At 74.1% G+C, this 23886-nt stretch carries 21 protein-coding genes; 7 read left to right on the forward strand and 14 right to left on the reverse strand.

What is annotated here, in order from left to right; genetic code table 11:
* Nucleotides 1-154: 154 nt before the first annotated feature.
* The 3 genes from AC1VM9_RS17130 to AC1VM9_RS17140 form a co-directional block, all read right to left on the reverse strand.
* Complete coding sequence (locus AC1VM9_RS17130; RefSeq protein WP_483123506.1) at nt 155-1684, reverse strand: helix-turn-helix domain-containing protein; 1530 nt, start codon at nt 1682-1684, stop codon at nt 155-157.
* 99 nt (nt 1685-1783) lie between these two features.
* A complete protein-coding gene (locus AC1VM9_RS17135; RefSeq protein WP_483123507.1) occupies nt 1784-2659 on the reverse strand; it encodes an SDR family oxidoreductase in 876 nt (291 codons plus the stop codon).
* Complete coding sequence (locus tag AC1VM9_RS17140) at nt 2656-3081, reverse strand: nuclear transport factor 2 family protein (RefSeq protein WP_483123508.1); 426 nt, start codon at nt 3079-3081, stop codon at nt 2656-2658. The genes AC1VM9_RS17135 and AC1VM9_RS17140 overlap by 4 nt, the downstream gene beginning before the upstream one ends.
* 56 nt (nt 3082-3137) lie before the next feature.
* Here AC1VM9_RS17140 and AC1VM9_RS17145 point away from each other — a divergent pair, with 56 nt between their 5' ends.
* Nucleotides 3138-3797 (forward strand): TetR/AcrR family transcriptional regulator, encoded by a 660-nt coding sequence (locus tag AC1VM9_RS17145; protein WP_483123509.1) that lies wholly within the window; start codon nt 3138-3140, stop codon nt 3795-3797.
* A gap of 69 nt (nt 3798-3866) precedes the next feature.
* Here the strand turns inward: AC1VM9_RS17145 and AC1VM9_RS17150 are convergent, their stop codons facing one another.
* The 4 genes from AC1VM9_RS17150 to AC1VM9_RS17165 all read right to left on the reverse strand — a co-directional run bounded on the left by AC1VM9_RS17150 (nt 3867) and on the right by AC1VM9_RS17165 (nt 9225).
* Entirely contained in the window at nt 3867-5987 is a 2121-nt protein-coding gene (locus tag AC1VM9_RS17150; RefSeq protein WP_483124041.1) for a 3-hydroxyacyl-CoA dehydrogenase NAD-binding domain-containing protein, read from the reverse strand.
* A 5-nt stretch (nt 5988-5992) separates the two neighbouring features.
* Complete coding sequence (locus AC1VM9_RS17155; protein WP_483123510.1) at nt 5993-7222, reverse strand: thiolase family protein; 1230 nt, start codon at nt 7220-7222, stop codon at nt 5993-5995.
* 103 nt (nt 7223-7325) lie between these two features.
* A complete protein-coding gene (locus AC1VM9_RS17160) occupies nt 7326-8558 on the reverse strand; it encodes an HRDC domain-containing protein (protein ID WP_483123511.1) in 1233 nt (410 codons plus the stop codon).
* A gap of 82 nt (nt 8559-8640) precedes the next feature.
* Nucleotides 8641-9225: a DUF3000 domain-containing protein gene (locus tag AC1VM9_RS17165; RefSeq protein WP_481343287.1), complete on the reverse strand. Its 585-nt coding sequence runs from the start codon at nt 9223-9225 to the stop codon at nt 8641-8643.
* A gap of 174 nt (nt 9226-9399) precedes the next feature.
* Between AC1VM9_RS17165 and hemE the strand changes: the two genes are divergently transcribed.
* Together hemE and murJ are read left to right on the forward strand one after the other, a co-directional pair.
* Nucleotides 9400-10452: a uroporphyrinogen decarboxylase gene (gene hemE, locus AC1VM9_RS17170; protein WP_483123512.1), complete on the forward strand. Its 1053-nt coding sequence runs from the start codon at nt 9400-9402 to the stop codon at nt 10450-10452.
* Nucleotides 10449-12173 carry a murein biosynthesis integral membrane protein MurJ gene (murJ, locus tag AC1VM9_RS17175; protein WP_481346043.1) on the forward strand — a complete coding sequence of 575 codons (1725 nt, stop codon included), beginning with the start codon at nt 10449-10451 and terminating at the stop codon, nt 12171-12173. The genes hemE and murJ overlap by 4 nt, the downstream gene beginning before the upstream one ends.
* A 40-nt stretch (nt 12174-12213) precedes the next feature.
* Here murJ and AC1VM9_RS17180 read toward each other — a convergent pair whose 3' ends face one another.
* Together AC1VM9_RS17180 and AC1VM9_RS17185 are read right to left on the reverse strand one after the other, a co-directional pair.
* The gene (locus tag AC1VM9_RS17180; RefSeq protein ID WP_483123514.1) at nt 12214-13521 is read right to left on the reverse strand and encodes a DUF4349 domain-containing protein; all 1308 of its coding nucleotides are present in this window, start codon (nt 13519-13521) and stop codon (nt 12214-12216) included.
* A 115-nt stretch (nt 13522-13636) separates the two neighbouring features.
* Nucleotides 13637-14317, reverse strand: a complete 681-nt coding sequence (locus AC1VM9_RS17185; protein ID WP_481346040.1) for a DedA family protein — start codon at nt 14315-14317, stop codon at nt 13637-13639.
* A gap of 75 nt (nt 14318-14392) precedes the next feature.
* Here AC1VM9_RS17185 and hemG point away from each other — a divergent pair, with 75 nt between their 5' ends.
* Both hemG and hemQ read left to right on the forward strand, forming a co-directional pair.
* On the forward strand, nt 14393-15820 hold the full coding sequence (hemG, locus tag AC1VM9_RS17190) for a protoporphyrinogen oxidase (protein WP_483123515.1): 1428 nt from the start codon (nt 14393-14395) through the stop codon (nt 15818-15820).
* A 7-nt stretch (nt 15821-15827) separates the two neighbouring features.
* Entirely contained in the window at nt 15828-16529 is a 702-nt protein-coding gene (gene hemQ, locus AC1VM9_RS17195) for a hydrogen peroxide-dependent heme synthase (RefSeq protein ID WP_481346038.1), read from the forward strand.
* Nucleotides 16530-16550: 21 nt separating this feature from the next.
* Here hemQ and AC1VM9_RS17200 read toward each other — a convergent pair whose 3' ends face one another.
* The 3 genes from AC1VM9_RS17200 to AC1VM9_RS17210 all read right to left on the reverse strand — a co-directional run bounded on the left by AC1VM9_RS17200 (nt 16551) and on the right by AC1VM9_RS17210 (nt 18867).
* A complete protein-coding gene (locus AC1VM9_RS17200; RefSeq protein ID WP_483123517.1) occupies nt 16551-16958 on the reverse strand; it encodes a DUF1707 SHOCT-like domain-containing protein in 408 nt (135 codons plus the stop codon).
* A gap of 24 nt (nt 16959-16982) precedes the next feature.
* The gene (gene msrB / locus AC1VM9_RS17205) at nt 16983-17432 is read right to left on the reverse strand and encodes a peptide-methionine (R)-S-oxide reductase MsrB (protein ID WP_483123518.1); all 450 of its coding nucleotides are present in this window, start codon (nt 17430-17432) and stop codon (nt 16983-16985) included.
* Nucleotides 17433-17541: 109 nt separating this feature from the next.
* The gene (locus AC1VM9_RS17210; RefSeq protein ID WP_481343302.1) at nt 17542-18867 is read right to left on the reverse strand and encodes a vWA domain-containing protein; all 1326 of its coding nucleotides are present in this window, start codon (nt 18865-18867) and stop codon (nt 17542-17544) included.
* Between the two features lie 284 nt (nt 18868-19151).
* Between AC1VM9_RS17210 and AC1VM9_RS17215 the strand changes: the two genes are divergently transcribed.
* Complete coding sequence (locus AC1VM9_RS17215; RefSeq protein ID WP_483123519.1) at nt 19152-20339, forward strand: alpha/beta hydrolase family protein; 1188 nt, start codon at nt 19152-19154, stop codon at nt 20337-20339.
* Nucleotides 20340-20347: 8 nt separating this feature from the next.
* Here the strand turns inward: AC1VM9_RS17215 and AC1VM9_RS17220 are convergent, their stop codons facing one another.
* The gene (locus AC1VM9_RS17220; RefSeq protein ID WP_481343736.1) at nt 20348-21091 is read right to left on the reverse strand and encodes a dihydrofolate reductase family protein; all 744 of its coding nucleotides are present in this window, start codon (nt 21089-21091) and stop codon (nt 20348-20350) included.
* Nucleotides 21092-21197: 106 nt separating this feature from the next.
* Between AC1VM9_RS17220 and AC1VM9_RS17225 the strand changes: the two genes are divergently transcribed.
* A complete protein-coding gene (locus AC1VM9_RS17225; protein ID WP_481343737.1) occupies nt 21198-22151 on the forward strand; it encodes a PPK2 family polyphosphate kinase in 954 nt (317 codons plus the stop codon).
* A 1-nt stretch (nt 22152) separates the two neighbouring features.
* On the opposite strand, the gene AC1VM9_RS17230 is transcribed toward AC1VM9_RS17225, so the two are convergent.
* Complete coding sequence (locus tag AC1VM9_RS17230) at nt 22153-23802, reverse strand: acyl-CoA dehydrogenase family protein (protein WP_481343738.1); 1650 nt, start codon at nt 23800-23802, stop codon at nt 22153-22155.
* Between the last annotated feature and the right edge of the window lie 84 nt (nt 23803-23886).

Raw genomic sequence — 23886 nt, forward strand, 5'->3', positions numbered from 1 at the left:
GCTGGCGGTGCGAAGCATGCTGGACTCCAGTGTCGTGAGCGGTCGGGTTGTTGACCGCTCGGGCGCCGGGCCAGCCGGCTCCCGAGGCTCGGTGTAACACCGGCCCCGGAGGACGCAAGGGTTGCGCGCCGCCCGGGGCCGGCTCGTGTCCGGCTCAGATGTCGCGGAAGACCTCGATCGTCGCGCCGAGGCGGTTGAGGCGCTCGGCGAGGTCCTCGTAGCCGCGGTTGATGACGTAGACGTTGCGCAGCACCGACGTGCCGGGGGCCGCGAGCATGGCGAGGAGGATGACGACGCCGGGACGCAGCGCCGGGGGGCACACGACCTCGGCCGCGCGCCACCGCGTCGGGCCCTCGACGATGACCCGGTGCGGGTCGAGCAGCTGGACGCGCCCGCCGACCTTCGTCAGCTCGGTCAGGTAGATGGCCCGGTTCTCGTAGACCCAGTCGTGGATCATCGTGCTGCCCTCGGCGACGGCCCCGATGAGCGCGAAGAACGGCAGGTTGTCGATGTTGAGGCCCGGGAAGGGCATCGGGTGGATCTTGTCGGTCGGCGCCGTGAGCGGGCCGGGGATCGTCGTCAGGTCGACGAGGCGCGTCTTGCCGTTGGCGGACGTGTACTCGGCGGAGAGGTCGTACTTCATCCCCATGCCCTCGAGCGTCGCGAGCTCGATCTCGATGAACTCGATCGGGACGCGGCGGATCGTGATGGCCGAGTCGGTCACGACCGCCGCGGCGATGAGGCTCATCGCTTCGATGGGGTCCTCGCTCGGCGAGTACTCGACGTCGACGTCGATGGTGGCGCGGCCGTGGACGGTAAGGGTCGTCGTGCCGATGCCCTCGATGCGCACGCCGAGCTTCTCGAGGAAGAAGCACAGGTCCTGCACCATGTAGTTCGAGGACGCGTTGCGGATGACCGTCTCGCCCTCGTACCGCGCAGCGGCCATGAGGACGTTCTCGGTGACGGTGTCGCCACGCTCGGTCAGGACGATGGAGCGGGTCGGGTTGACCGAACGGTCCGACTCGGCCTCGTAGAAGCCGTGGGTCGCGGTCACCTCGAGGCCGAAGTACCGCAGCGCGGCCAGGTGCGGCTCGACGGTGCGCGTGCCGAGGTCGCAGCCGCCCGCGTAGGGCAGCCGGAAGCGGTCGTGCTCGTGCAGGAGCGGACCGAGGAACATGATGACGGTGCGGGTGCGGCGCGCGGCCGCGACGTCGATGCCGTCGAGGTCGAGCCGCGCGGGCGGGACGATCTCGAGGTCGTTGCTGTCGGGCAGCCAGCGGGTGCGCACGCCGATCGAGGAGAGCACCTCGAGGATCCGGTTGACCTCCTCGATGCGCGCGAGGTTGCGCAGCGTCGTGCGTCCGCGGTTCAGCAGCGAGGCGCAGAGCAGCCCGACGGCGGCGTTCTTGCTCGTCTTGACGTCGATCTCGCCGGACAGCTTCTGCCCCCCGACGATCCGCAGGTGCTGGGGACCGGAGTGCCCGAGCGAGACGAACTCCGAGTCGAGGGCGTCGCCGATCTTGGCGAGGGTGTCCAGGCTGAGGTTCTGGCGCCCCTGCTCGATGCGTGCGACGGCGCTCTGCGAGGTGCCGAGGTGCTCGGCGAGCTCGGACTGCGTCATGCCCTTGTGGCGTCGGGCGTCGCGGATGAGTCCGCCGATCCGGGTCAGGTAGGTCTGCGTCACGAGCGGCGACTCTAACTCATATATGAGATAACTGCTAAGCGACAGGCCCGAGGGGCCTCGAAAAACGCGTCCGCCGGGACGTGGCCGGCACGACGGGCGTCAGGAGTCCCGGCCCGCGGGGGACACCGTCCGGGCGATCGGCGTCAGGGGCAGCCACGGGTGCTCGGCGTGCCCCGGCGCGGGGTCGGCGCCCAGCGGGACGCGCTCCATGGCCAGCGTCTGGCGGGCGATCCGAGCCATGGCCGGGCGGAACGGCCGCAGCCCGGTGCCGATGGCCCAGACGACGGCGGTCGGCACGTGGGCCGGGTGCCGGCCCGGCGCCGTGACCAGTGCGGCGAGCTCGGTCTCGCTGAGGTCCTCGCCGGCAACCTCGACGACCCGCCCGCGCAGGGCCGGGTCGACAGCGGCCCGGGCCACGGCGACGGCCACGTCGTGGACCGAGACGAAGTTCACCACGTTGCGGCCCGGCCCCAGGACCTTGGGCACCCCGGACGAGCCCGCCGTCGTGCGGAACAGCTCGAGCCACATCTCGGCGAAGGCGGACGCGCGGACGATGGTCCAGTCCGGCACGGCAGGGACGGCACCGCCGCGGAGCTCGTCCTCGGCGGCGGCCTTCATGCGGAACAGCTCGATCGGGTGCTCGCGGGCGGCGCCGATGACCGACACGAGGACGATGTCCGCACCGGTGGAGCGAGCGGCGGCGACGAGGTTGCGGTTGCCGTCGCGGTCGACGGCCGCGGGGGACTGGCCGGCGTTCGGGTCCATCCCGTGAACCGCGGAGACGACGACCTCCGAGCCGGCGACGGCCGCGTGAAGCGAGGACGGGTCACGGACGTCCGCCGTGACGAGCTCGGCGTCCGGCACGGGGACGCGGGGATCCGAGCGCGCGACGACCCGCACCGGTCGGCCCTCGGCGACGAGCCGGGCGGTGACGAGGCGGCCCAGCCTCCCGGTGCCGCCCACCACGGTGATCACGGCTGCCCGGTCCCGGCCAGGGCCGCGAAGACGGCGTCGATGCCGGGGCCGCCGGGCTCGACGGGCCCGGCGTACAGGTGCGCGCGGGTGATGCGGCCACCGGCGACCGTCGCGATGAAGACCATCCGGTTCTCGAGCGGCCGGCCGTCCCGGCGGGTCCCGACCTGGGCCGCCTCGAGCCAGAAGCCGTCCTCGGTGACGGCCTGCTGCTCCACGTCGAGACGGATGTCGGGCACCGCCGTGAACATCGTCGTCCAGTTCCGGCGGACCTGGGCCGAGCCGGTGAAGGACCGGGCGGGATGGACCGGGTCGGTGAGCTCGTAGTCCTCGGCGAAGCAGTCGACGAGGCCGTCGAGGTCGTGGGCGTTGGTCGCCAGCACGAGCCGGTCGAGGACCTCGGATGGGGTGCGGGTCGGGTCCATGCTGGCCTCCAACAATTCGATACAGTTATCTGTATCTGATTGAGAGGATGCGCCTCATGTCGCCGCGAGTCAAGGGGGCGGCGGACGACCCCGAGCCGACCCGTCGTCGCTACGACGCGTCCGCTCGTCGGGCCCGCGCTGCCGCGCGCCGGGGCGAGGTCCTGGGCGTCGCCCGCCGACGCTTCCTCGCGGACGGCTTCGGCGCCACGACCGTGGCGGCGGTGGCCGCCGAGGCGGGCGTCTCGGTGGAGAGCGTCTACAAGTGGTTCGGCTCGAAGGCGGGGCTGCTCGAGGCGGTCTGGCACCGGTCCCTCGCCGGGTCGGCGCCGACGCCCGCCGAGGCCCGCAGCGACGCCGGGTCGCGGGCCGCGTCGGACGGGAGGTCGATCATCCGGAACTGGGCCCGGCTGGCCGCCGAGGTGGGCGCGGTGGGCGACCCCGTGTACCGGCTCGTCGAGCGTTCGGCGGCCGGCGACCCCGAGGTGGCCGACCTGTACGCCCGGATCGAGCGTGAGCGAGCCGAGCGGATGACCCACAACGCGGCGTACCTCGTCGACGGCGGCTACCTGCGCGACGACGTCACCCCTGAGCAGGCCCGCGACGTCCTTCTGCTCTACACGACCTTCTACGAGCGGCTCGTGACGGACGCCGGCTGGACGCCGGAGCAGCTCAGTGCCTTCGTCGAGCGGGGCCTGACCGCGCACCTGCTGCCGTGATGCTCGAGCGGGCCGGAACCAGCCATGGCGTGGTGAGGGCGCCACGGCCGGTCCCGGCCCACAGGCCCTTCAGCGCGGGGCGTCGGCCACACCCGGCGGCAGGAACCGCGACCCCGTGACGCGCTCGGCCACGCCCGTCCGGTCGAGCAGCGGCGTGATCCCGCCGTTCCAGAACTGGAAGCCGGCGCCGGTGATCATCGCAAGGTCGAGGTCCATGGGTGACTGGGCCACCCCCTCGTCGAGCATCCGTCGGGCCTCGTCCGACAGGACCGTCAGGACCCGCTCGCGCACCTGCCCGGCGTCGAGGACGACCGGGTCGGCCGGCGTCTCGACGAGCGCCGCGGCCTCGGGGTCGAGCACCGGGCGGCCCGAGCTGAGGTCGTAGAAGCCACGCTTGCCCGCAGCGACGAGGCGCTGCAGCGTCGGGGAGGAGTAGAACCGGTCCGGGAAGGCGCGGACCAGGGTCTCGCCGTTGTGCAGCGCGATCGCCGGGCCGACGAGCCCGATGAGGACGAACGGCGGCATCGGCGCCAGACCGGCGAACGCCCGGTCGACGACCTCGATCGGCGTGCCCTCGTCGAGGATCCGGGCGGCCTCGCCCATGAACCGGCCGAGGAGCCGGTTGACGATGAACGAGGGCCGGTCCGCCGCGAGCACGCACGTCTTGCGCAGCGCCTTGCCGACGGCGAACCCAGTTGCCAGCGTTGCCGCGTCGGTCGCCTCGCCCGGGATCACCTCGAGCAGTGGCATCACGGCCACGGGGTTGAAGAAGTGCAGCCCGACGACGCGCTCGGGGTGCTCGAGCCGCGAGGCCATCTCGGCGACGGACAGGCTCGAGGTGTTCGTCGCGAGGACGCACTCGGGCGACACGACCGCCTCGACCTCGGCGAAGACCTGCTGCTTGACGGCCATCTGCTCGAACACCGCCTCGATGACGAGGTCGGCGTCGGCGAAGCCGGCCTTGTCGACGGCCCCGGTCACGAGTCCCTTGTAGCGGTTGAGGCGGTCGGGGGTGAGGCGTCCCTTGGCCGCGAGCTTGTCGAGCTCGGCGTGGACGTACCCGACGCCCTGGGAGACGCGGGCCTCGTCGACGTCGGTGAGCACGACCGGCACCTGGAGGCGCTGGACGAACAGCAGCGCCAGCTGGCTGGCCATGAGACCGGCGCCGACGACGCCGACCTTCGTGACGGGACGCCCGAGCGTCTTGTCGGGGGCACCGGCCGGGCGCTTGGCTCGACGCTGCACGAGGTCGAAGGCGTAGAGCCCGGCCCGCAGCTCGTCGCTCATGACGAGGTCGGCCAGCGCCTCGTCCTCGGCCGCGAACCCCTCCGCGCGCGAAGCGGTTCGCGCCGCGGCGAGCAGGTCGAGGGCGGCGTACGGGCTCCGGGCCCGTCGACCGGTCCGCGCGTCGGCGGTGGCGCGCGCCCTGGCGACCGCGGCATCCCAGCGCTGCTCGTCGCGGTCGACGTCCGGACGGCACACGACGACCTCGCCGCGCACGACCGACGAGGCCCAGGCGAGCGACTCCTCGAGGAAGTCGGCCGGTTCGAAGAGGGCGTCGGCCAGGCCCAGCCCGTAGGCGTCGACGCCGGTGAGCATGCGGTTCTGGCTCAGCGGGTTGTCGATGACGACGGTCACGGCCGTCTCGATGCCGACGAGGTTGGGCAGCAGCCAGCAACCGCCCCACCCGGGGACGAGCCCGAGGAAGACCTCCGGCAGGGCCACGGCCGGGACGCCGGCGCTCATGGTGCGGTACGTCGCGGACAGGGCCAGCTCGACGCCACCGCCCATGGCCGCACCGTTGACGAAGGCGAAGGTGGGCACCGGCAGGTCGGAGAACGCCGAGAACGCCGCGTGGCCCGCGCGGGCGATCTCGAGTGCCTGCTCGCGGTCGCGTACGTGGGGGATGCCGGTGAGGTCGGCGCCGACGGCGAAGACGAACGGCTTGCCGGTGACGGCGGCGGCGACGATCTCGCCGGCACCGGCGCGCTCGCGCAGTCGCTCGACGACCGCGGTCAGCTCGGCGACTCCCTGGGGGCCGAAGGTGTTCGGCTTCGTGTGGTCGAACCCGTTGTCGAGCGTGATGAGGGCGAGGACACCCGCGCCTCCGGGCAGGCAGATGTCGCGGACCGTGGCGTGGGTGACGACCTCGTCGGCGAACTCGGTTGCGGTTGCGGGCTTCTCGGTCATGGTGGTCACGCGACCTCCTCCTGGGCGCTGGTGGGCAGGTAGTCGGCGTGGTGCGGGTTCTCCCACACGACCGCGCCGCCCATGCCGATGCCGATGCACATGGCAGTGAGGCCGTAGCGCACCTCGGGGTGGGCCTCGAACTGCCTGGCCAGCTGCGTCATGAGGCGCACGCCCGAGCTGGCGAGCGGGTGACCGGTGGCGATGGCGCCGCCGTACTCGTTGACCCGGGGGTCGTCGTCGGCGATGCCGAAGTGGTCGAGGAAGGCGAGCACCTGCACGGCGAACGCCTCGTTGAGCTCGAAGAGGCCGATGTCCTCGATCGACAGACCGGCCTTGGCGAGGGCCTTCTCGGTGGCCGGGACGGGTCCGACCCCCATGACCTCCGGCTCGACGCCGACGAAGGACCACGACACGAGGCGCATGCGCACCGGAAGGCCCAGCTCGGTCGCCGCGGCCTCGGAGGCGAGCAGGCACGCGGTCGCGCCGTCGTTGAGCCCGGCCGCGTTGCCGGCGGTGACGTTGCCGTGGGGGCGGAACGGGGTCTTCAGTCCGGCGAGGTCCTCGACGGTCGTCCCGGGGCGCGGGGGCTCGTCGGCCGTCGCCAGGCCCCATGCGTTGTCGCCGTCGCGGACCGCGACGGGCACGAGGTCGCGCTGGATGCGGCCGTCGGCGTACGCAGCGGCGAGCTTGTCCTGGCTCGCGACCGCGAAGGCGTCGACGCGGGCCCTGGTCAGGTTCGGGAAGCGGTCGTGGAGGTTCTCGGCCGTCTTGCCCATGACGAGCGCATCGGGGTCGACGATCTTCTCGGCGAGGATCCGGGGGTTCGGGTCGACGCCCTCACCCATGGGGTGTCGGCCCATGTGCTCGACGCCGCCGGCGATGGCGACGTCGTAGGCCCCGAAGGCGATCGAGCTGGCGGTGTTCGTCACGGCGGTCATGGCGCCGGCGCACATCCGGTCGACGGAGTAGCCGGGCGTCGTGTTCGGCAGGCCCGCGAGCAGCGCGGCGGTGCGCCCGAGCGTCAGGCCTTGGTCGCCGATCTGCGTCGTGGCCGCGATGGCTACCTCCTCGACACGGTCCTTGGGTAGGTCGGGGTTGCGGCGCAGGAGCTCGCGGACGCACTTGATGACGAGGTCGTCGGCACGGGTGTGGGCGTACATGCCCTTCTCACCGGCCTTGCCGAACGGCGTGCGCACGCCGTCGACGAAGACGACCTCCTGGAGCTGACGGGGCACGAGGCCTCCTCCGGTCGTGGACAGGGGATGGGCGGCGCGAGACCGCCCCCTCGATCCTACTGCCGGGTAACATCTCCGTCCGGGGCGGGCGGCGTGAGCCACCTCACCGTGGGTGCTCCGCGCACGCCACCGCGACGAGGGGAGCCGCGATGCGGGTCTGCCAGTGCCGGGCGCCCATTCCCTCGAGGGCCTCGGCGATCTCGGCGGTCTGCGGCGCCGGCGGTCCCTCCCAGAGGTAGCGCCGCAGCAGGTCGGGGGTCAGCAGGTTCTCGACCGGGATGGCCAGCTCGCCGGACACGGCCGTGAGCAGCTCGCGGGCGCGGGCCAGCCGGGCGGCGGCGACGGGGTCGCGGTCCACCCAGGCCTTCGGCGGCGGGGGACCGGTCGGGGGCAGCGTCAGCGGGGGGAGGTCCTCCTCGGGCAGCGCGAGCGCGCGGCCGACCGCCTCGAGGATGGCCTCCTGGTTGCGACGGATCGAGCGTGCCAGACGCGGTTCCGGCGACCCGACCGACCGCGGGGGCGTCGTGGCCCGGGCGTTGGCGACGGCGACCTCGCTGATGGCGGCATCGGGCAGGACGCGTCCGGGGGAGACGTCGCGCTGCTGGGCGACGGCGTCGCGCCAGAGCCACAGCTCGCGCACGATGGCCAGGCCGCGGCGGCCCCGCACCCGGTGCATCCCGGAGGTGCGGCGCCACGGGTCGACGCGCGGGTCGGGACCGGTGAAGGACAGCAGGCTCTCGAACTCCTCGGCGGCCCACGCGGCCTTGCCCTGGCTCGCGAGGTCGGCGGCCACGGCGTCCCGGAGGTCGGACAGCACCTCGACGTCGAGGGCGGCGTAGCGCAGCCACGGCTCGGGCAGCGGCCGCGAGGACCAGTCGACGGCCGAGTGCTCCTTGGCCAGCTGCAGACCCAGGTAGTGCTCCACCATCGCGCCGAGGCCGACGCGGGGCAGCCCGGCGAGGCGGCCGCCGAGCTCGGTGTCGAAGAGCGCGCGGGGGCGCAGACCCACCTCGGCCAGGCACGGCAGGTCCTGGGTGGCCGCGTGGAGGATCCACTCGGCGTCGCCGATGGCCTCGTCGAGCGGGGAGAGGTCGGGGCACGCCACGGGGTCGACGAGCCAGGTCCCGGAGCCGTCGCGCCGCAGCTGGACGAGGTAGGCGCGCTGGCCGTAGCGGTAGCCGGAGGCACGCTCGGCGTCCATGCCCACGGGGCCGGTCCCGGCGGCGATGGCCTCCGCCGCCCGCATCAGGGTCCGTTCGTCGGCGACGACGTCGGGCACGCCGTCGCGCGGGTGCAGCAGCGGCGTCGGCTCGATCGTCGCGGTGGACGTGGCCACCGCGACGGACGACGGGTCCTCGCGCGTCGGGGGGACGCGTGGCGGTGGGCCGGGTCGCTGCCGGTGTGCTCCTCGTGCACCGTCACCGGCGCTGCCCCGGCAGGGGGACGACGCCGTCGGGCAGCGGCGGGATCCCCGCGATGGTGCACAGCATGTCGGCCCAGGCCCGCAGGTGCTCGACGACGTCGCCGGCGGTGGGGGTCCAGGAGGCCCGGATCTCCATCTCGACGCTTGCCTCGCGGTCGGCGAGCCCGCCGAAGCTCTCGCTGACGACCCGTGTGACGGTGCCCGCCTCCGCCGTCCACGCCAGGCCCCGGCCGGAGAGGGAGTCGCTGAGCCAGGACCACCCGACCGCCCCGAGCATCGGGTCACCCGCCAGCTCGGCCTCGAGCTCCGCGCGCGCGAACGTGACGACGCGCCACTGGCCGTCCCACGTGTCGGGGGCGGCGGGGTCGTGCAGGAGGACGAACCGGCCCGTGGCGAGGTCCTCCTCGGGGTCGGTGACGTCGATGACGTCGGCCGTCAGCGCGGCCGCGTACGGCGCGATGCGCGTCGGCGCAGGCACCTCGGTCAGGCGCACCTCGGAGCGCAGCCGGACGTCGCGGAGGGCGGTCAGCGTCCTCGCGAAGACCGCACCGTGGCCTCCCGGCAACGTTCTGGTGTGCACCAGACGAGGGTATGCCGGGAGCGCCGGATCTGTCTCAGGGCACGCCGGGGCGTTCCGGGCAGGACGGCACAGGTCTGCGCAGGCGTCACGGGCGTCACTCGCGGCCGGGCCCCACAGGCCGGCCGCCCGTCGAGGATGACCGGGGCAGGGGTGCGCCCATGGCAGGATTGACCGGTGCCGACGTATGCCCCTGCTGCCACGCGACAGAGCGACCTCGTGCGTGCCGCGCGCCGCGAGCCGGTGGGCCGCACCCCCGTGTGGTTCATGCGTCAGGCCGGACGGTCGCTGCCCGAGTACCGGGCCGTGCGCGAGGGCGTCCCGATGCTCGAGTCGTGCCTGCGTCCCGAGCTCGTCACCGAGATCACGCTCCAGCCGGTCCGCCGCCACGGCGTCGACGCGGCCATCTTCTTCAGCGACATCGTCGTCCCGCTCAAGGCCGTCGGCGTCGACCTCGACATCGTCCCCGGCGTCGGCCCGGTCGTGGCCCGCCCGATCCGCACCCGCGCGGACCTCGACCAGCTCGTCCCGCTGACGCCCGAGCACGTGCCGTCGATCTCCGAGGCGGTGCGGCTGCTCGTCGCCGAGCTCGGCGAGACCCCGCTCATCGGGTTCGCCGGGGCGCCGTTCACGCTGGCCTCCTACCTCGTCGAGGGCGGCCCGTCGAAGAACCACGAGAGGACCAAGGCCCTCATGCACGGCGACCCGCAGCTGTGGGACGACCTCTGCGGCCGCCTGGCCCTGATCTCCGGGGAGTTCCTCCGTGTCCAGGTCCAGGCCGGTGCCAGCGCCGTCCAGCTGTTCGACTCGTGGGCCGGGGCGCTCTCACGCACCGACTACCGGGCCCGCGCGATGCCGCACTCGGCCGTGGCGCTCGGGGCGGTCGCCGACCTCGACGTCCCGCGCATCCACTTCGGCGTCGGGACCGGCGAGCTGCTCGCCCTCATGGGCGAGGCCGGCGCCGACGTCGTCGGGGTCGACTACCGCGTGTCACTGACCGACGCCGTCGAGCGGCTCGGCCCCGGCTACGCGGTCCAGGGCAACCTCGACCCGGCGCTGCTCTTCGCGCCGTGGGAGGCGCTCGAGCGACGCGTCCGCGAGATCGTCGACGAGGGCCGGCAGGCCCCCGGCCACGTGTTCAACCTCGGGCACGGCGTCCCGCCGAACACCGACCCCGACGTCCTGACCCGGGTCACCGAGCTCGTCCACGAGTACTCGAGCCGCCGATGACGGCCACCGTCCCCGACGCACCCCGAGCCAGCGCCCCCGGCGTCGAGTCGGTCGCGGCACCGTCGGTCGCCCGCTCGAGCCTGACGATGTTCGGGGGCTCGATCGCCTCGCGGGTCCTCGGCACGGTCCGCGCCGGCCTCATCACGGCGATCATCGGCGCCAGCCTGGCCGGTGACGCGTTCTCGCTGGCGAACACGCTGCCGAACGTCCTCTACATGCTGGCGGCCGGGGGGATCCTCAACGCCGTCCTCATCCCGTCGCTGTCGCGGGCGATGCGGCTGCCCGACGGCGGGCAGGAGTTCACCGACCGCGTCATCACCCTCGCCCTCGTCGGCATGGCGGCCATCACCGTCCTCGTCACGGCGGGGGCCGGCCTGTTCGTGTGGATGCTCGCCGGCACCAGCCAGCCGAGCGTCAAGCAGCTCGCGCTCGCCTTCTCCTTCATCACCCTGCCGCAGATCTTCTTCTACGGGCTGTTCGCCCTCCTCGGCCAGATCCTCAACGCCCGCGGCAAGTTCGGCGCGTTCGCGTGGGCCCCGTTCATGGCCAACGTCGTCGCCGTCACCGGGCTGGTCGTCTTCATCGTCCTGTACCCGGCGCCGCGCCAGTTCCACGACGGGCAGCCGTTCCCCCGGACCCCGGAGCAGTGGACGCCCGGCATGGTCTGGCTCTTCGCCGGGTCGGCGACCCTGTCTGTCGTCGTCCAGGCGCTGTGGCTCGTGCCGGCCCTTCGGGGCACCGGGTTCCGGTACCGCCCGCGGTGGGGCGTGCGTGGCGCGGGTCTCGGCGGGGTGAGCCGGCTGGCGGTCTGGGCCTTCGTCGGCCTCGTCGTCTCGCAGCTCGGCTTCTTCGTGAGCCAGGGCGCCCTGAACCACGCGGTCAGCCGGGTCCCGGAGAAGGTCGCCGTCGGCGGGCCGGCGGTCTACGGGATCGCGTTCACGATCTTCATGCTGCCGCACGCCTTCGTCACCGTCTCGATCGTCACGGCGCTCTTCCCGCGCCTGTCCGCCGCGGCCGCGAGCGGACGCCTGGAACGCATGCGCGAGGACGTCCGCACCGGTCTCGCCCTGCCGCTCGTGGTCAACGTGGCGGTCATGGCCTTCGTCATGGTCGAGGCCGAGCCGATCATCGCCCTGCTCAACCCGGGCCTCAACCTGCGCTCCGTCGAGACCGCGGCCATCACGCTCGTCGTCATGATCCTCGGGATCATCCCGTTCGGCGTCGACCTGCTCTGCTACCGCACGCTCTTCGCCCTGGAGGACGGCCGGCCGACCTTCGTCATGCAGGTGCTGCTCACCGGTACGAGCCTGTTCGCGCTCGGCGTGACCCTCGTCGTGCCGCCGCAGTACGCCGTCGCGGTCATGGCCTTCGGGCAGACCGCCGGCAACGTCGTCTCCTGCGCCTACGGGCTGCGGGCCTGCCGACGCCGCGTCGGCCCCCTCGGCGGCGCCGCGGTCCTCGACACCGCCGCCCGCGTCGGCGTCGCGGCCCTCGTCGCCGGCCTGCTCGCGATGGGCACGCACAACGTGCTCGCCCCGATCCGCGTCTACGCGGCCGAGGGCGACGGCACGACGGCGGTGGGCCGGATGATCGCCAACGCCGTGGAGATCGGCCTGGTCGGGGTCGTGTTCACCGTCGTCTACATCGGGGTCGCGCACCTGCTCCACGTCCGCGAGGTCCGCGAGGTCGCCGGTCTCGTCCGCGGGCGCCTCGGCCGCTGACCGCGTCCCACGCGACGCCGGCCGCGGCCGAGGGCCGAGGTCAGCGACCTGGTGCGGGCGTGGCCGGGCCGCCGTGCTCCTCGGGTTCTCCCGTTCCGGCCGAGGAGGCTGCGCGAGCAGGACCCCCCGAGCTGGAACCTGCCGAACCCGAACCGGCCGAGCCCGAACCGACCGAGCCCGAACCGGCCGAACCCGAGCCGCCGGTGCCCGAGCCGGCCGACCCGCCGGGGGCCGCGAGGGCCGGGCTCGCAGCCGCGGGCCGGCGGCGTCGGACCCGGAGGACGACGAGCGCGACGAGACCGAGGACGACGAGCCACGGCAGCAGCGCGGCCAGACCGGTGACGATCACCGTCGCCGAGGTCAGCAGGCCCTCCCAGGCTCCGCGCAGCCGGGACGCCACGTCCTCGCCCGTGGTGGCCACGACCGGTGTCGTCGCGGCGGTCCACAGGGTCAGCGTCACGTCGCTGTTCGTCGTGCGGCGGTCGAGCTCGGCGAGCCGCTGCTCGAGTGCGTCGAGGTCAGCCTGACGGCGGCTGAGCTCGCTCTCGAGCAGGACCACCTGCTGCAGGTCGGTCGCCTTGGTCAGCAGGGCCCGGACCCGGGCGATGCTGTCGCGGGCCGGCTGCACCCGGGCTCGGGCGTCGACATAGGTGTCGGTGACGTCCTCGGTCTGGGAGGACCGGTAGGACACCGACCCGAGGCGGGACAGCTCGGTGAGGACCCCGTCCAGCTTGTCGGCCGGCACGCTGAGCACCATGCGGGCCTCGTCGACACCCACCGGCTCGGCGATGGCCGGTGAGTCACCGGCGCCGTCCGGGGCCGGCTCGGGGGAGCGGAGACCACCCGGCGCGCCGTAGCGGCCCGTCGGGTCGGCGGCGGTGACGACGTTCTCGAAGGTGACGACGCCACCGGCCTCGGAGGTGACGACCCGGGCTCGGGCACTGGCGGCGACGAGGTCGCCGACCTCGACCCCGAGCCACGCCGTGCGCGCGAGGCGGGCCCCGAGGTCGGCAGGCAGCGCGTCGGCGAGCCCCGAACCGGTCGTGCCCGTGGCGGCCCCGCCCTCGGACGTGTCCGGCGTGGGACGCCGGCCCTCCGTGGGCGCCTGCGGGGCCGCCTCCTTGCCGACGCTGCCGCTCCCGGACGAGTCACGCCCGGACCCGGTCCCGGCGACGGACTCCGACCCTCCGCTTGCACGGGTGCCCCCACCGACCCGGCCGAGGACGGACAGCCCGACGGGCACCGCCAGGGCGAGGACGGCGACGGCGACGAGGGCGACGGCGAGCCATCGGCGGCGCTCCCGTGGGAGTCGGTCGAGGTGGCGACGCAGGCGGGCGAGCTGTTCCATGGCGGGCCTTCCGACGGGTCGCCCGGGCCGCGGCCCCTCTCGGCCGTGTCCGTCGGCGACGTCCTGCCGGGAAAGACACCGGGGCAGCGGCGAACGTTGCGGGGCGGCCCGTCGCTCAGGCGTCGTCGTCGGGGCTGACGCGGCGGGCCCGCCGAACCCGCCGGACCCGCCGGACCACCAGCCAGCCGACGAGGGCCACCGCGGCCGCGACGACGACCCGGTCGAGCATCCCCGAGTACCGGTCGACGAGCTCGTACCGCGACCCCAGGGCCCAGCCGAGACCGATGAGGAGCGCGTTCCACGCGGCGCTGCCGAGCAGGGTCATGAGGCTGAACCGGCCGAGCGGCATCCGCACCGCCCCCGCCGGCAGGGACACCAGGCTGCGCACCCCCGGGACGAGCCGGCCGACGAGCACGGAGCGCCGACCGTGCCGCGTGAACCACCCCGTCGCCCGGAGGAAGTCCTCACGGTCCACGAGCGGCAGCCGGGCGAGCAGGTCGACGGCGCGGTCCTGCCCGAGCCGGGCCGCGAGCAGGTAGAGCACGAGCGCTCCGAGGTAGGCACCGAGGGTGCTCGTGAGCAGGAGCAGGCCGAGGTCGAGCCGGCCCTGTCGGGCGATGAAGCCGGCGAGCGGCAGCACGACCTCGCTGGGGATCGGGGGCACGACGGTCTCGACGAGGGCGAGGACGCCGACGCCGAGCTCTCCGAGCGTGGCGATGACGCGCATCGCGAGGCCGACGAGGCCGGACGGCTCGGCGGCGACGTACGCCTCGGGGCTCGTGGCCTGCACGGTCATGGCGCCATCATCACATCCGGTCCCGATGGCCACCCGGCGCGGGGCCTCGGGTCGCGGGGTGCCACAGTGGGCTCCATGGGTCGCAGGAGCGTGGCGGTCGTCGGTGGCGGGATCAGCGGTCTGGCGGCCGCCTGGGAGCTCGTCCGCTCCGGCGGTCCGGAGGGCGTCGACGTCACGCTCCTCGAGGGGTCCGACCGCGTGGGCGGCAAGCTGCGCCTCGCCGACGTCGCCGGGGTGCCGGTCGACGTCGGGGCCGAGTCGGTGCTCGCGCGCCGTCCCGAGGCGGTCGCGCTCGTGCAGGAGCTGGGCCTGGCCGACCGGTTGACCTACCCGGCCCCGGTCGGTGCCTCGGTGCTGGCGGGCGGCCGCCGCCGGCCGCTGCCGAAGGGCACCCTCATGGGGGTGCCCTCGTCCCCCGAGTCGCTGCACGGGCTGCTGTCCGAGGCGGAGGTCGAGCGGGTGCGCGCGGAGCGCGTCACCGGTCCCGACGGGTCGCACGGTCCCGATGCCCCCGACGTGTCCGTCGGCGACCTCGTCGACGCCCGCCTGGGACCCGCCGTGACGGACCGCCTCGTCGAGCCGCTCCTCGCCGGCGTCTACGCCGGGCACGCCCGCGAGATCTCGGCGGCCGCTGCCGTGCCGGCGCTGGCCCGGGCCGCCCGTGAGGGTCGTTCCCTGCTCGACGTCGCCCGCGAGTCCGCCGAGGCGGGCGCCGCGTCCGCCGGGCTGCCCGTGTTCGCCACCGTGGAAGGCGGCCTCGGCACGCTGCCGGTCGCTCTCGCCGAGGCCCTGGCGGCAGCCGGCGCCCGGGTGCGCACCGGTGCCGTCGTCCGTGGCCTCCGGGTCGACGGCGACGGTTGGGTCGTGACGACCGGACCCACGACCGCCGAGGTCGACGAGCGCTACGACGCCGTCGTCCTCGCGACCCCGGCCCGGCCCACGTCACGCCTGCTCGCCGGCGTCGCGCCGGGGGCCAGCGCCGCTCTGGCCGCCATCGAGTACGCGTCGATGGCGATCGTCACCCTCGCCCTCGACGGTCCGCCGCCCGCGGTGCTCGAGGGCAGCGGCTTCCTCGTGCCGCCGACCGAGCCGCTGTCGATCAAGGCCTCGACGTTCAGCACCGTCAAGTGGCCCTGGTTGGCCAGGGCCCACCCGGACCGGACGTTCCTCCGGGCCTCGCTGGGACGCCACCGTGACGTGGTGACGCTCCAGCGCTCCGACGACGAGCTCGTCGCCACGGCGCTGGCCGACCTGCGCACCGTGCTCGGACCGGGCCTGCCGGACCCGGTGGCCGCGCACGTCCAGCGCTGGGGCGGCGGCCTGCCGCAGTACGCCGTCGGTCACCTCGACCGCGTCCGCGCGGCGCGCCTGCTGCCGCCGGGACTCGCCGTCTGCGGCGCCGCCTACGACGGCGTCGGCATCCCGGCCTGCATCGGGTCGGCCAGGGCGGCGGCGCGCGACCTGCTGACCCGGTGGTCGGACGCCCCGGCGACCTTGGGATGATGCGGTCATGAGCGAGCGCCTGACACCGGCCCGGATGCGGGAGATCAACGACACGATCCGCTACAGCATGTGGTCGGTGTTCGCGTCGGCGACCCCGCTCGGTGACGACCGGGGCGCGCTGCTCGGCGAGCTCGAGGGCTTCCTCGACGACATCGCCGGCGAGGGCGTCGTCGTCCGGGGTCTCTACGACGTCGCGGGCCTGCGCGGCGACGCCGACGTCATGGTCTGGTGGCACGCCGAGTCCATCGAGCTGCTCCAGTCGGCCTACCACCGGCTGCTGCGCACCGAGCTCGGGCAGCACCTCGAGCCGGTGTGGAGCTCGGCGGCGCTGCACCGGCCGGCCGAGTTCAACAAGAGCCACATCCCCGCCTTCATGGCCGAGGAGCAGACCCGCAGGTACCTCTGCGTGTACCCGTTCGTCCGGTCCTACGACTGGTACCTGCTCGAGGACTCCGAGCGCCGCGACCTGCTGCGCGAGCACGGCCAGATGGCGCGCGACTACCCCGACGTGCGGGCCAACACCATCGCCTCCTTCGCCCTCGGCGACTACGAGTGGCTCCTCGCCTTCGAGGCCGACGAGCTGCACCGCATCGTCGACCTCATGCGTGAGCTGCGCGCCTCGCGCGCCCGGCTGCACGTGCGCGAGGAGGTCCCGTTCTTCACCGGGCCACGCGTCGAGCCCGCCCAGCTCGTCGCCAACCTGCGCTGAGGCGTGCCGCCGGGGTGGCGGTCAGTCCTCGCCCCGGAACAGCCTGCCGACCCCGGCCGCGATCGGGATGAACAGGAACACGAACCACTCGCCCGTGCGCAGGAACACGAGCAGCGCGATGAACGGCGACAGGGTCACGAGGGCTCGCCCGAGGCGCGCGCCGAACGACGTCGCCGGCTGCGCGGCGGGTCGCCCGGGGGCGGTGGACGCTGCCCGGGCCGGGGCGACGGGGTCGAACCTCGGCCGGGGCTCGGGCAGGTCGGTGAACAGCGCCTCGAGCTCGCGCCGCGTCACGGCGTCGGCGGCCTTCCCTCGGCGGTCCTCGTACTCGAACGCGTCGAGCCGGCCGGCCTGCCGGTGCGCCGCGAGCGCCGCGAGGGCCTCCTGGCGCTCGCGGTCACCGATGCGCAGCTCGCCGTCGCCCTCCATGGGACCAATCTAGGCGCGGTGACCTCAGGCGTCCCCGGTGCTCGTGCCGGTCGCCGGCTCGAGGCGTAGCGAGATCGAGTTGATGCAGTAGCGCTGGTCGGTGGGGGTGTCGTAGCCCTCGCCCTCGAAGACGTGGCCGAGGTGCGAGCCACAGGTGGCACACCGCACCTCGACGCGCTTCATGCCCAGACTGCGGTCCTCGATGTACTCGACGCTGTCACCGGCGAGGGGAGCGTAGAAGGACGGCCACCCGCAGTGGGACTCGAACTTGGTGTCGCTGCGGAACAGCTCGGCGCCGCAGGCCCGGCACGAGTACACGCCCTGGGTCCTCGTGTCGGTGTACTCGCCGGTGAAGGCGCGCTCGGTGCCCGCCTCGCGGAGCACGTGGTACTCGGCGGGGGAGAGGGCGTCACGCCACTCCGCGTCGGTGCGCTGGACGGCGTACGCCTTACGGGAGGTGCTCTGGTCGCTCATGTCAGGGCAACGCCGGGGCCCCCGCGTTTGTGCCCTGCCTCGTCGCGGCGCAGGTCGGGCGCAGGCGACGGCCCGGGCGTGCCGGTTGCGCACGCCCGGGCCGCCTGCCTCACTTCTGCTTCGGCGGGACGGAGCACGTGGCCGTCGCCGTGTTGCCGGCGGCGTCGGTCGCGGTGACGAGCAGGTCACCCCGCACCGTGACGTCCCAGTCGACGGCGCCCGAGCCCGCCACGGCCGACGGCGTCGCCCCCGGAGCCTGGGTCAGCTTGATGTGCGTGCCGGGCGCGTACGGGCCGAAGGTGGAGCCCGAGGCCGTGTCGGAGAGCGTCACGGACACGCCGGGCAGGTTGTCGGTCGCGACCAGCTGGAAGAAGCCGGAGCTCGCGTAACCGACCGGCGTCCTGCCGGCGGGGTTGACGCCGGGGCCGCAGGCGACGGTCGGCGGCGTCACGTCGTTGACCTTGATGCTCACGGTCTGGACGAAGCCCGGCCCGGCGTCGGCGCCGTTGACGAGGAACGTCGACGTGCACGTCAGCGTCGAGCCCTGCGGCGCGTCCGAGGCCACGGTCACGGCCTCGTCGAGGGCGAGGTCGGTGCCGCTCGTCACGGTCTGCGGCAGCGACGGCGAGTACGACACGGACAGGCCCGGGTCGCACGCGACGTTCGCCGTCACCTCGGCCGGCAGGTTGCCGAGGCCGGCGAGGATGGCCGCGGACACGCCGCCCGGTGCGACGCTCGGGAAGAAGGTGCCCGAGGTCGCGGCGGTGATCCGCGTGGCCTGCCCGGTGGCGTCGAGGCCGTCGCCGAAGCCGGAGTTCACGTTGATCGCGATGACCTGGGCGGAGACACCCTGGAGGGAGGCGATGGCGTCGGCCTCGCTGTGCCCGTTGCTCGGGTCGTGGCCGCTGGCGTCGCCGAACCAGACGACGATGCGCGTCGAGTCGGGCCGGAAGGAGATGGCGTCGCCCCCCGAACCGACCTGCCACAGCGCGTTGAGCTGGGCCTCCGGAAGGTCGCCGCCACCCCCGGCCGAGAGGCTGTTGATCGCGGTCTGCGCCGTGGTCTGGTCGCCGGTCAGGCCCGACTCGACCTGGAAGAGCTCGGGACCGTCGCCGACGTCCTGGTAGGACGTGATGGCGAACTGGGCCTGGGGCTGGGCCGCCTGGACGCTCGAGACGATGGAGCTCATCTCGGACTTGACGTTCGCGATGGCCGGGCCCATGCTGCCCGTCTCGTCGACGACGAGCACAATGTCGGGCTTGGGCGGTATCTCCGGGGTGCTGACCGTCTTGGTGACGTGGACGGTCTGGCCCGGGTCGAGGGCGGCGTCGTAGGTGGCCGGGCTGACGCCGGCACCGAACGCGACGGCCGGGACCCCGACGAGGGCTCCGGTTGCAAGGATCGAGAGTGCGCCGCGGCGCATTCCGTTGAGCACGGTTGTCCCCTTTCGTGGGACGTGAGGGATGGGTGGGGCCGGAATCCGTGCCTCCGGCGCGGCCCCGAGGCGGGCGGGGGACGCCACGACCCCGAATGGCAGTCGTCCCGGCCGTCGACGGTCCTGGGTGGTGGACCGGGGAGGTGTCGGGCACCGGCGATGGAGGCGCCGGCGCTCGAGTCTCCCTGCCCCTACCGTGGCGCGGCCTGTCCGTTTTGATACGAGAACCGCCGGAATGTGTGGCTGCTGGGACGAGCGGGGCACCGTTTGCCACGATGGGGCCCGTGGAGCAGCGCCAGAGGGTCCCTCGACCGCTCCTCGCCGCCGCGGCGGCGGGGGCCGGCACCGCCGTGGGGGCCGCCGCCGGCTCCGTGGCGGCGGCGGCCTACTTCGCCCGTCGCGTCCTGACCCCGGACGAGCTGCAGCCGGACGACGTCGTGGTCCTCGAGCACGACGCCGAGACCGTCCGTTTCGCCGCCGGCCCGGACCCGGTGGTGCCGGGGCGCTACGGCCTCTGGCTGGACGGCGGCCTCGGGCACGCCCGCGTCGGGGACATCCTCGACGTGGACGACGTGTCGGTGACCCGCCGCCTGCTCGCCGTCGACCGCGGCCGGCTCGCGCCCGGGCCGGCGCGGTGGAACCAGTACTACTTCTGGGACCGGCCGCGGGTCAGCCTCGGGCTGCCGGACGAGGACGTCACGGTCCTGTCGGACGTCGGACCCCTGCCGGGGTGGGTCGTGCGCCCGGCAACGGGTCGCGGCCAAGACTGGGCCGTCCTCGTGCACGGCCGCGGTGCCCGGCGTGAGGAGACCCTGCGCGCCGTGCCGGTCCTGCGCGCGGCCGGGTGGACGAGTCTCGTGACGTCGTACCGCAACGACCGCGACGCGCCCCGGGGGCCGGACGGCCGGTACAACCTCGGGCTGTCCGAGTGGCGCGACGTCGAGGCCGCGATGGCCCACGCCGTGTCGCACGGTGCCCGTCGGCTCCTGCTCTTCGGCTGGTCCATGGGTGGGGCCGTGGTGCTCCAGGCCCTCGACCGGTCATCGCTCGCGGACCGGGTCGCCGGCGTCGCCCTCGACTCGGCGGTGCTCGACTGGGGCGTCGTGCTGCGTCACCACGGCCGGCTGCACCGCGTTCCCGCTGCGCTCGTGCGCGTCGCCACCGACCTCATGGGCTCGGCCCGCAGCCGCCGCCTCGTCGGCGTGCGCGAGCCCATCGACGTCGCCCGCACCGACTGGGTGGCCCGCGCCGACGAGCTGCGGGTCCCCATGCTCGTCATCCACTCCGACGACGACGACTTCGTGCCCATCGGGCCGGCGGTGGCGCTCGCGGCCAGGCGCCCCGACCTCGTGCACCTCGAGCGCTGGCAGGTCGCCCGGCACTGCCGGGAGTGGAACCACGACACCGCCCGCTGGGAGCGCGTCGTCGGTGCGTTCGTCGCCGGGCTGGGGGCGCCCCCGTCCGGGGGATGACCGACGTCTCAGCGTCGCACGGTCCAGCGGCCGAGCAGCGTCGCGTCCTGCTCCACGAGGACCGCCAGCTCCAGGTCGACGTCGAGCGGCGGTCCCGACACCGGGCGCGGGGCCCCGCCCGCGACGACCGCCGGCGTCACCGTGAAGCAGAGCTCGTCGACGACACCCGCGGCGAGCAGGCTGCCCAGCAGCGCCGGCCCGCCCTCGGTGTGCACCCGGGTCCAACCCCGCGCGTGCAGTCCGGCGACGAGCGAGACGAGGTCGACGCGGTCCTGCCCGTGCACGAGGACGTGGTCGGGCCCCAGCGCCGCACGCGCCGCGTCGAGCCCACGGGCACCGGCCGGTACCGCGAGGAGCACCGAGCCGTCGGTGAACGGCCGCACCGAGTCGGGGACGTCCCCGGAGTTGCTGACGACGACGAGCGGCAGGGGTTCCGGCAGGCCCTCATCCTCGCGCAGCGCGGCCAGTGCCGGGTCGACCGACAGAGCCGGGTAGTGCTCGGCCCGGACCGTGCCGGCCCCGACGACGACGCAGTGGCTCAGCGCCCGGAGCAGCTCGAAGACGACGTGGTCGGCATCGGTGTTGATGGTCCCCGAGCGACCGTCCGGACCCGTCGCGGCCCCGTCGAGCGTCGTGACCATGTTGGCCCGCAGCCAGGCGGGGGACGGCGGTCGGTACGCCGCGGCGAGCCCCTCGCTGTCGAGCTCGGTGAACGGGTCCAGGCCGGTCCGGCCGGGCACGAGGAGGCGCATGACGCCAGTATGGCGAGGCGTCTCCACGAGCGGCGGACCGCCGGCCGACGGGGTGGTCCAGCGCGTCCGCCCCTGCGGCGGGAGTCGGTCGGGCAGGATGGCGCCCATGGGCAAGAAGGGGTCGAGGAAGCGGTCGGAGAAGGGGTCCGAGAAGGGCCGCAGGAAGGCCGAGGAGAAGGCCCGCGAGACCGAGGACGCGGCGGCGTCCGTCGCCGACGACGGCGCGGCCCTCGGCGGGTTCGGCGACGCGCTGCGCGTCGGAACCGGGGACCTCCTGGCCGACGTCGACCCCGCCTCGACACCTGCCTTCCACGGCGGCAAGTCCGATGGCAGGGCGGCCCTCGAGTCGGGTCAGGCCGAGCTCAGCGACCTCCTGGAGAGGCTGTGGGCCGAGTCGACGGCCGGTTCGCGCCGGTCCGTGCTGCTCGTCGTGCAGGGCATGGACACCTCCGGCAAGGGCGGCATCCTGCGGCACGTCGTCGCCGTCAGCCCGGAGGGCGTCAAGGCCACCGCGTTCAAGGCGCCGACCGACGAGGAGAAGAAGCACGACTTCCTCTGGCGCATCGAGCGGGCCCTGCCCGGGCCGGGGCAGCTCGGCGTCTTCGACCGTTCGCACTACGAGGACGTCCTCGTCGTCCGGGTCCACGAGCTCGTGCCGCCCGACGTCTGGGGCGCGCGGTACGCCCGGATCAACGCCTTCGAGCGCGACGTCGTCTCGGCTGGCACGCACATCGTCAAGGTCATGCTGCACCTGTCCAAGGACGAGCAGCGGGCCCGCCTGCAGGAACGCCTCGACCGCCCGGACAAGCACTGGAAGTACAACCCGGGCGACATCGACGAGCGCGCCCGTTGGTCGGACTACATGCAGGCCTACCAGGCCGTCCTCGACACGACCTCGACGGTCGGGGCGCCGTGGCACGTCGTGCCGGCGGACCGCAAGTGGTACGCCCGGCTCGCGGTGCAGCAGCTGCTCCTCGAAGCCCTGCGCGAGATGGACCTGCAGTGGCCCGAAGCCGACTTCGACGTCGAGGTGGAGAAGCGCAGACTCGCCGAGAGCTGACTCAGCCGGCCCGGTCCACGACGTGGCCCGCGACGCCCGCGAGGTCGGCACCCAGCGTGCCGAAGACGTGCCCACGGGAGCCGTGGCCGCCGTGGACGCGGCTCGCGAGGAAGGCGTCGGCGACGGCTGCGGGGGAGTGCTCGACGACCAGGCTCGCCTGCAGCGCGACGGCCAGACCCTCGACGACCGAGCGCGCCTGGAACGCCGCACCGGGGGTGCCGGGGTCGAGAACGCGGGCGCGTGCCACCGCCGCGTCGACGAGCGCGTCTAGCTCCCGGCTGCGGCCGCGCACGCGCTGCAGCTCCTTCTCGAGCGCCTCCAGGCTGGCCGGCTCCCGGCCGAGGGCGCGCACGACGTCGAGGGCGTTGACGTTGCCCGAGCCCTCCCAGATGGAGTTGAGGGGGGCCTCGCGGTAGAGCCGCGCCAGGCCGTTCTCCTCGACGTAGCCGTTGCCGCCGAGGCACTCGAGCGCCTCTGCGACAACGGGGGCAGTGCGCTTGCACACCCAGAACTTGCCGAGCGCGACGCCGAGCCGGGCGAGCTCGGTCTCGCCGGCGTCGACGGCGTGCGCGAGGCGCATCGCGAGGACGGTGGCGGCTTCGGCCTCGAGCGCGAGGTCGGCGAGGACGTTGCGCATGAGCGGCTGGTCGACGAGCGGGGCGCCGAACGCCCTGCGGTGCCGCGCGTGGTGGACGGCGCGCGCCACGGCGTCGCGCATCGTCGCGGTGGAACCGAGGACGCAGTCCAGACGCGTCGCGCCCACCATGTCGATGATCGTGCGCACCCCGCGCCCCTCGTCCCCGAGCCGGCTGCCCCACGTGCCGTCCAACTCCACTTCGCTCGAGGCGTTCGAGCGGTTGCCGAGCTTGTCCTTGAGGCGCTGGAGGGCGAACGGGTTGCGCGTCCCGTCGTCGAGGGCCCGCGGCACGAGGAAGCACGTCAGGCCTCCCGGTGCCTGCGCGAGCACGAGGAAGACGTCCGACATCGGTGCCGAGCAGAACCACTTGTGCCCGGTGAGGCGGTAGGTGTCGCCGGGCAGCGGTCCGTCCGGGGTCGGCACGGCTCGCGTCGTGTTGGCGCGCACGTCCGACCCGCCCTGCTTCTCCGTCATGCCCATTCCGGCGATGGCCCCCTTCTTGGTGGCCACCGGTCGGATGCCGAACTCGTAGCTGCGGCTGGCGAGGGCCGGCAGCCAGCGCATCGCGTGCGTCGGGTCGTGCCGGAGCGCGGAACCCGCGGCGTACGTCATCGACACCGGGCAGCCGTGGCCGGCCTCGACGCGCGACCAGAGCATGAAGCCGGCCGCCCGGCGCGCGTGGGGGCCGGAGCGCGCCGGACGCGTCCACGGCTCGGCCGTCAGACCGGCGCCGACGGCCCGGTCCATGAGCCAGTGCCACGAGGGGTGGAACTCCACCTCGTCGACGCGGTTCCCCCGGGCGTCATGGGTGCGCAGCACCGGCACGTGCGTGTCGGCGAGACGCCCGTGCGCCTGCGCCTCCGCGGACCCGGCGAGCCGCGCCAGGTCGGCGAGCCCGTCGAGGTCCTCGGCGCCCACCCAGCGGTCGACCGCCTCGGCCAGGGCCGGGTCCTCGCGGAGGAGGTCGTGGTCCTCGTAGGGAGGGACCTGGTTCGTCACCTCGTGCGTGCCCATCCGCCGAGCCTAGGACGGGCCGAGGGGTGGACACGTGGCGGCGGGGCGTGTCGTGTCGCACACCCCGCCCCTGCGCGCCGCGCC

It is taken from the genome of Monashia sp. HAY1-11D, from assembly GCF_056868035.1.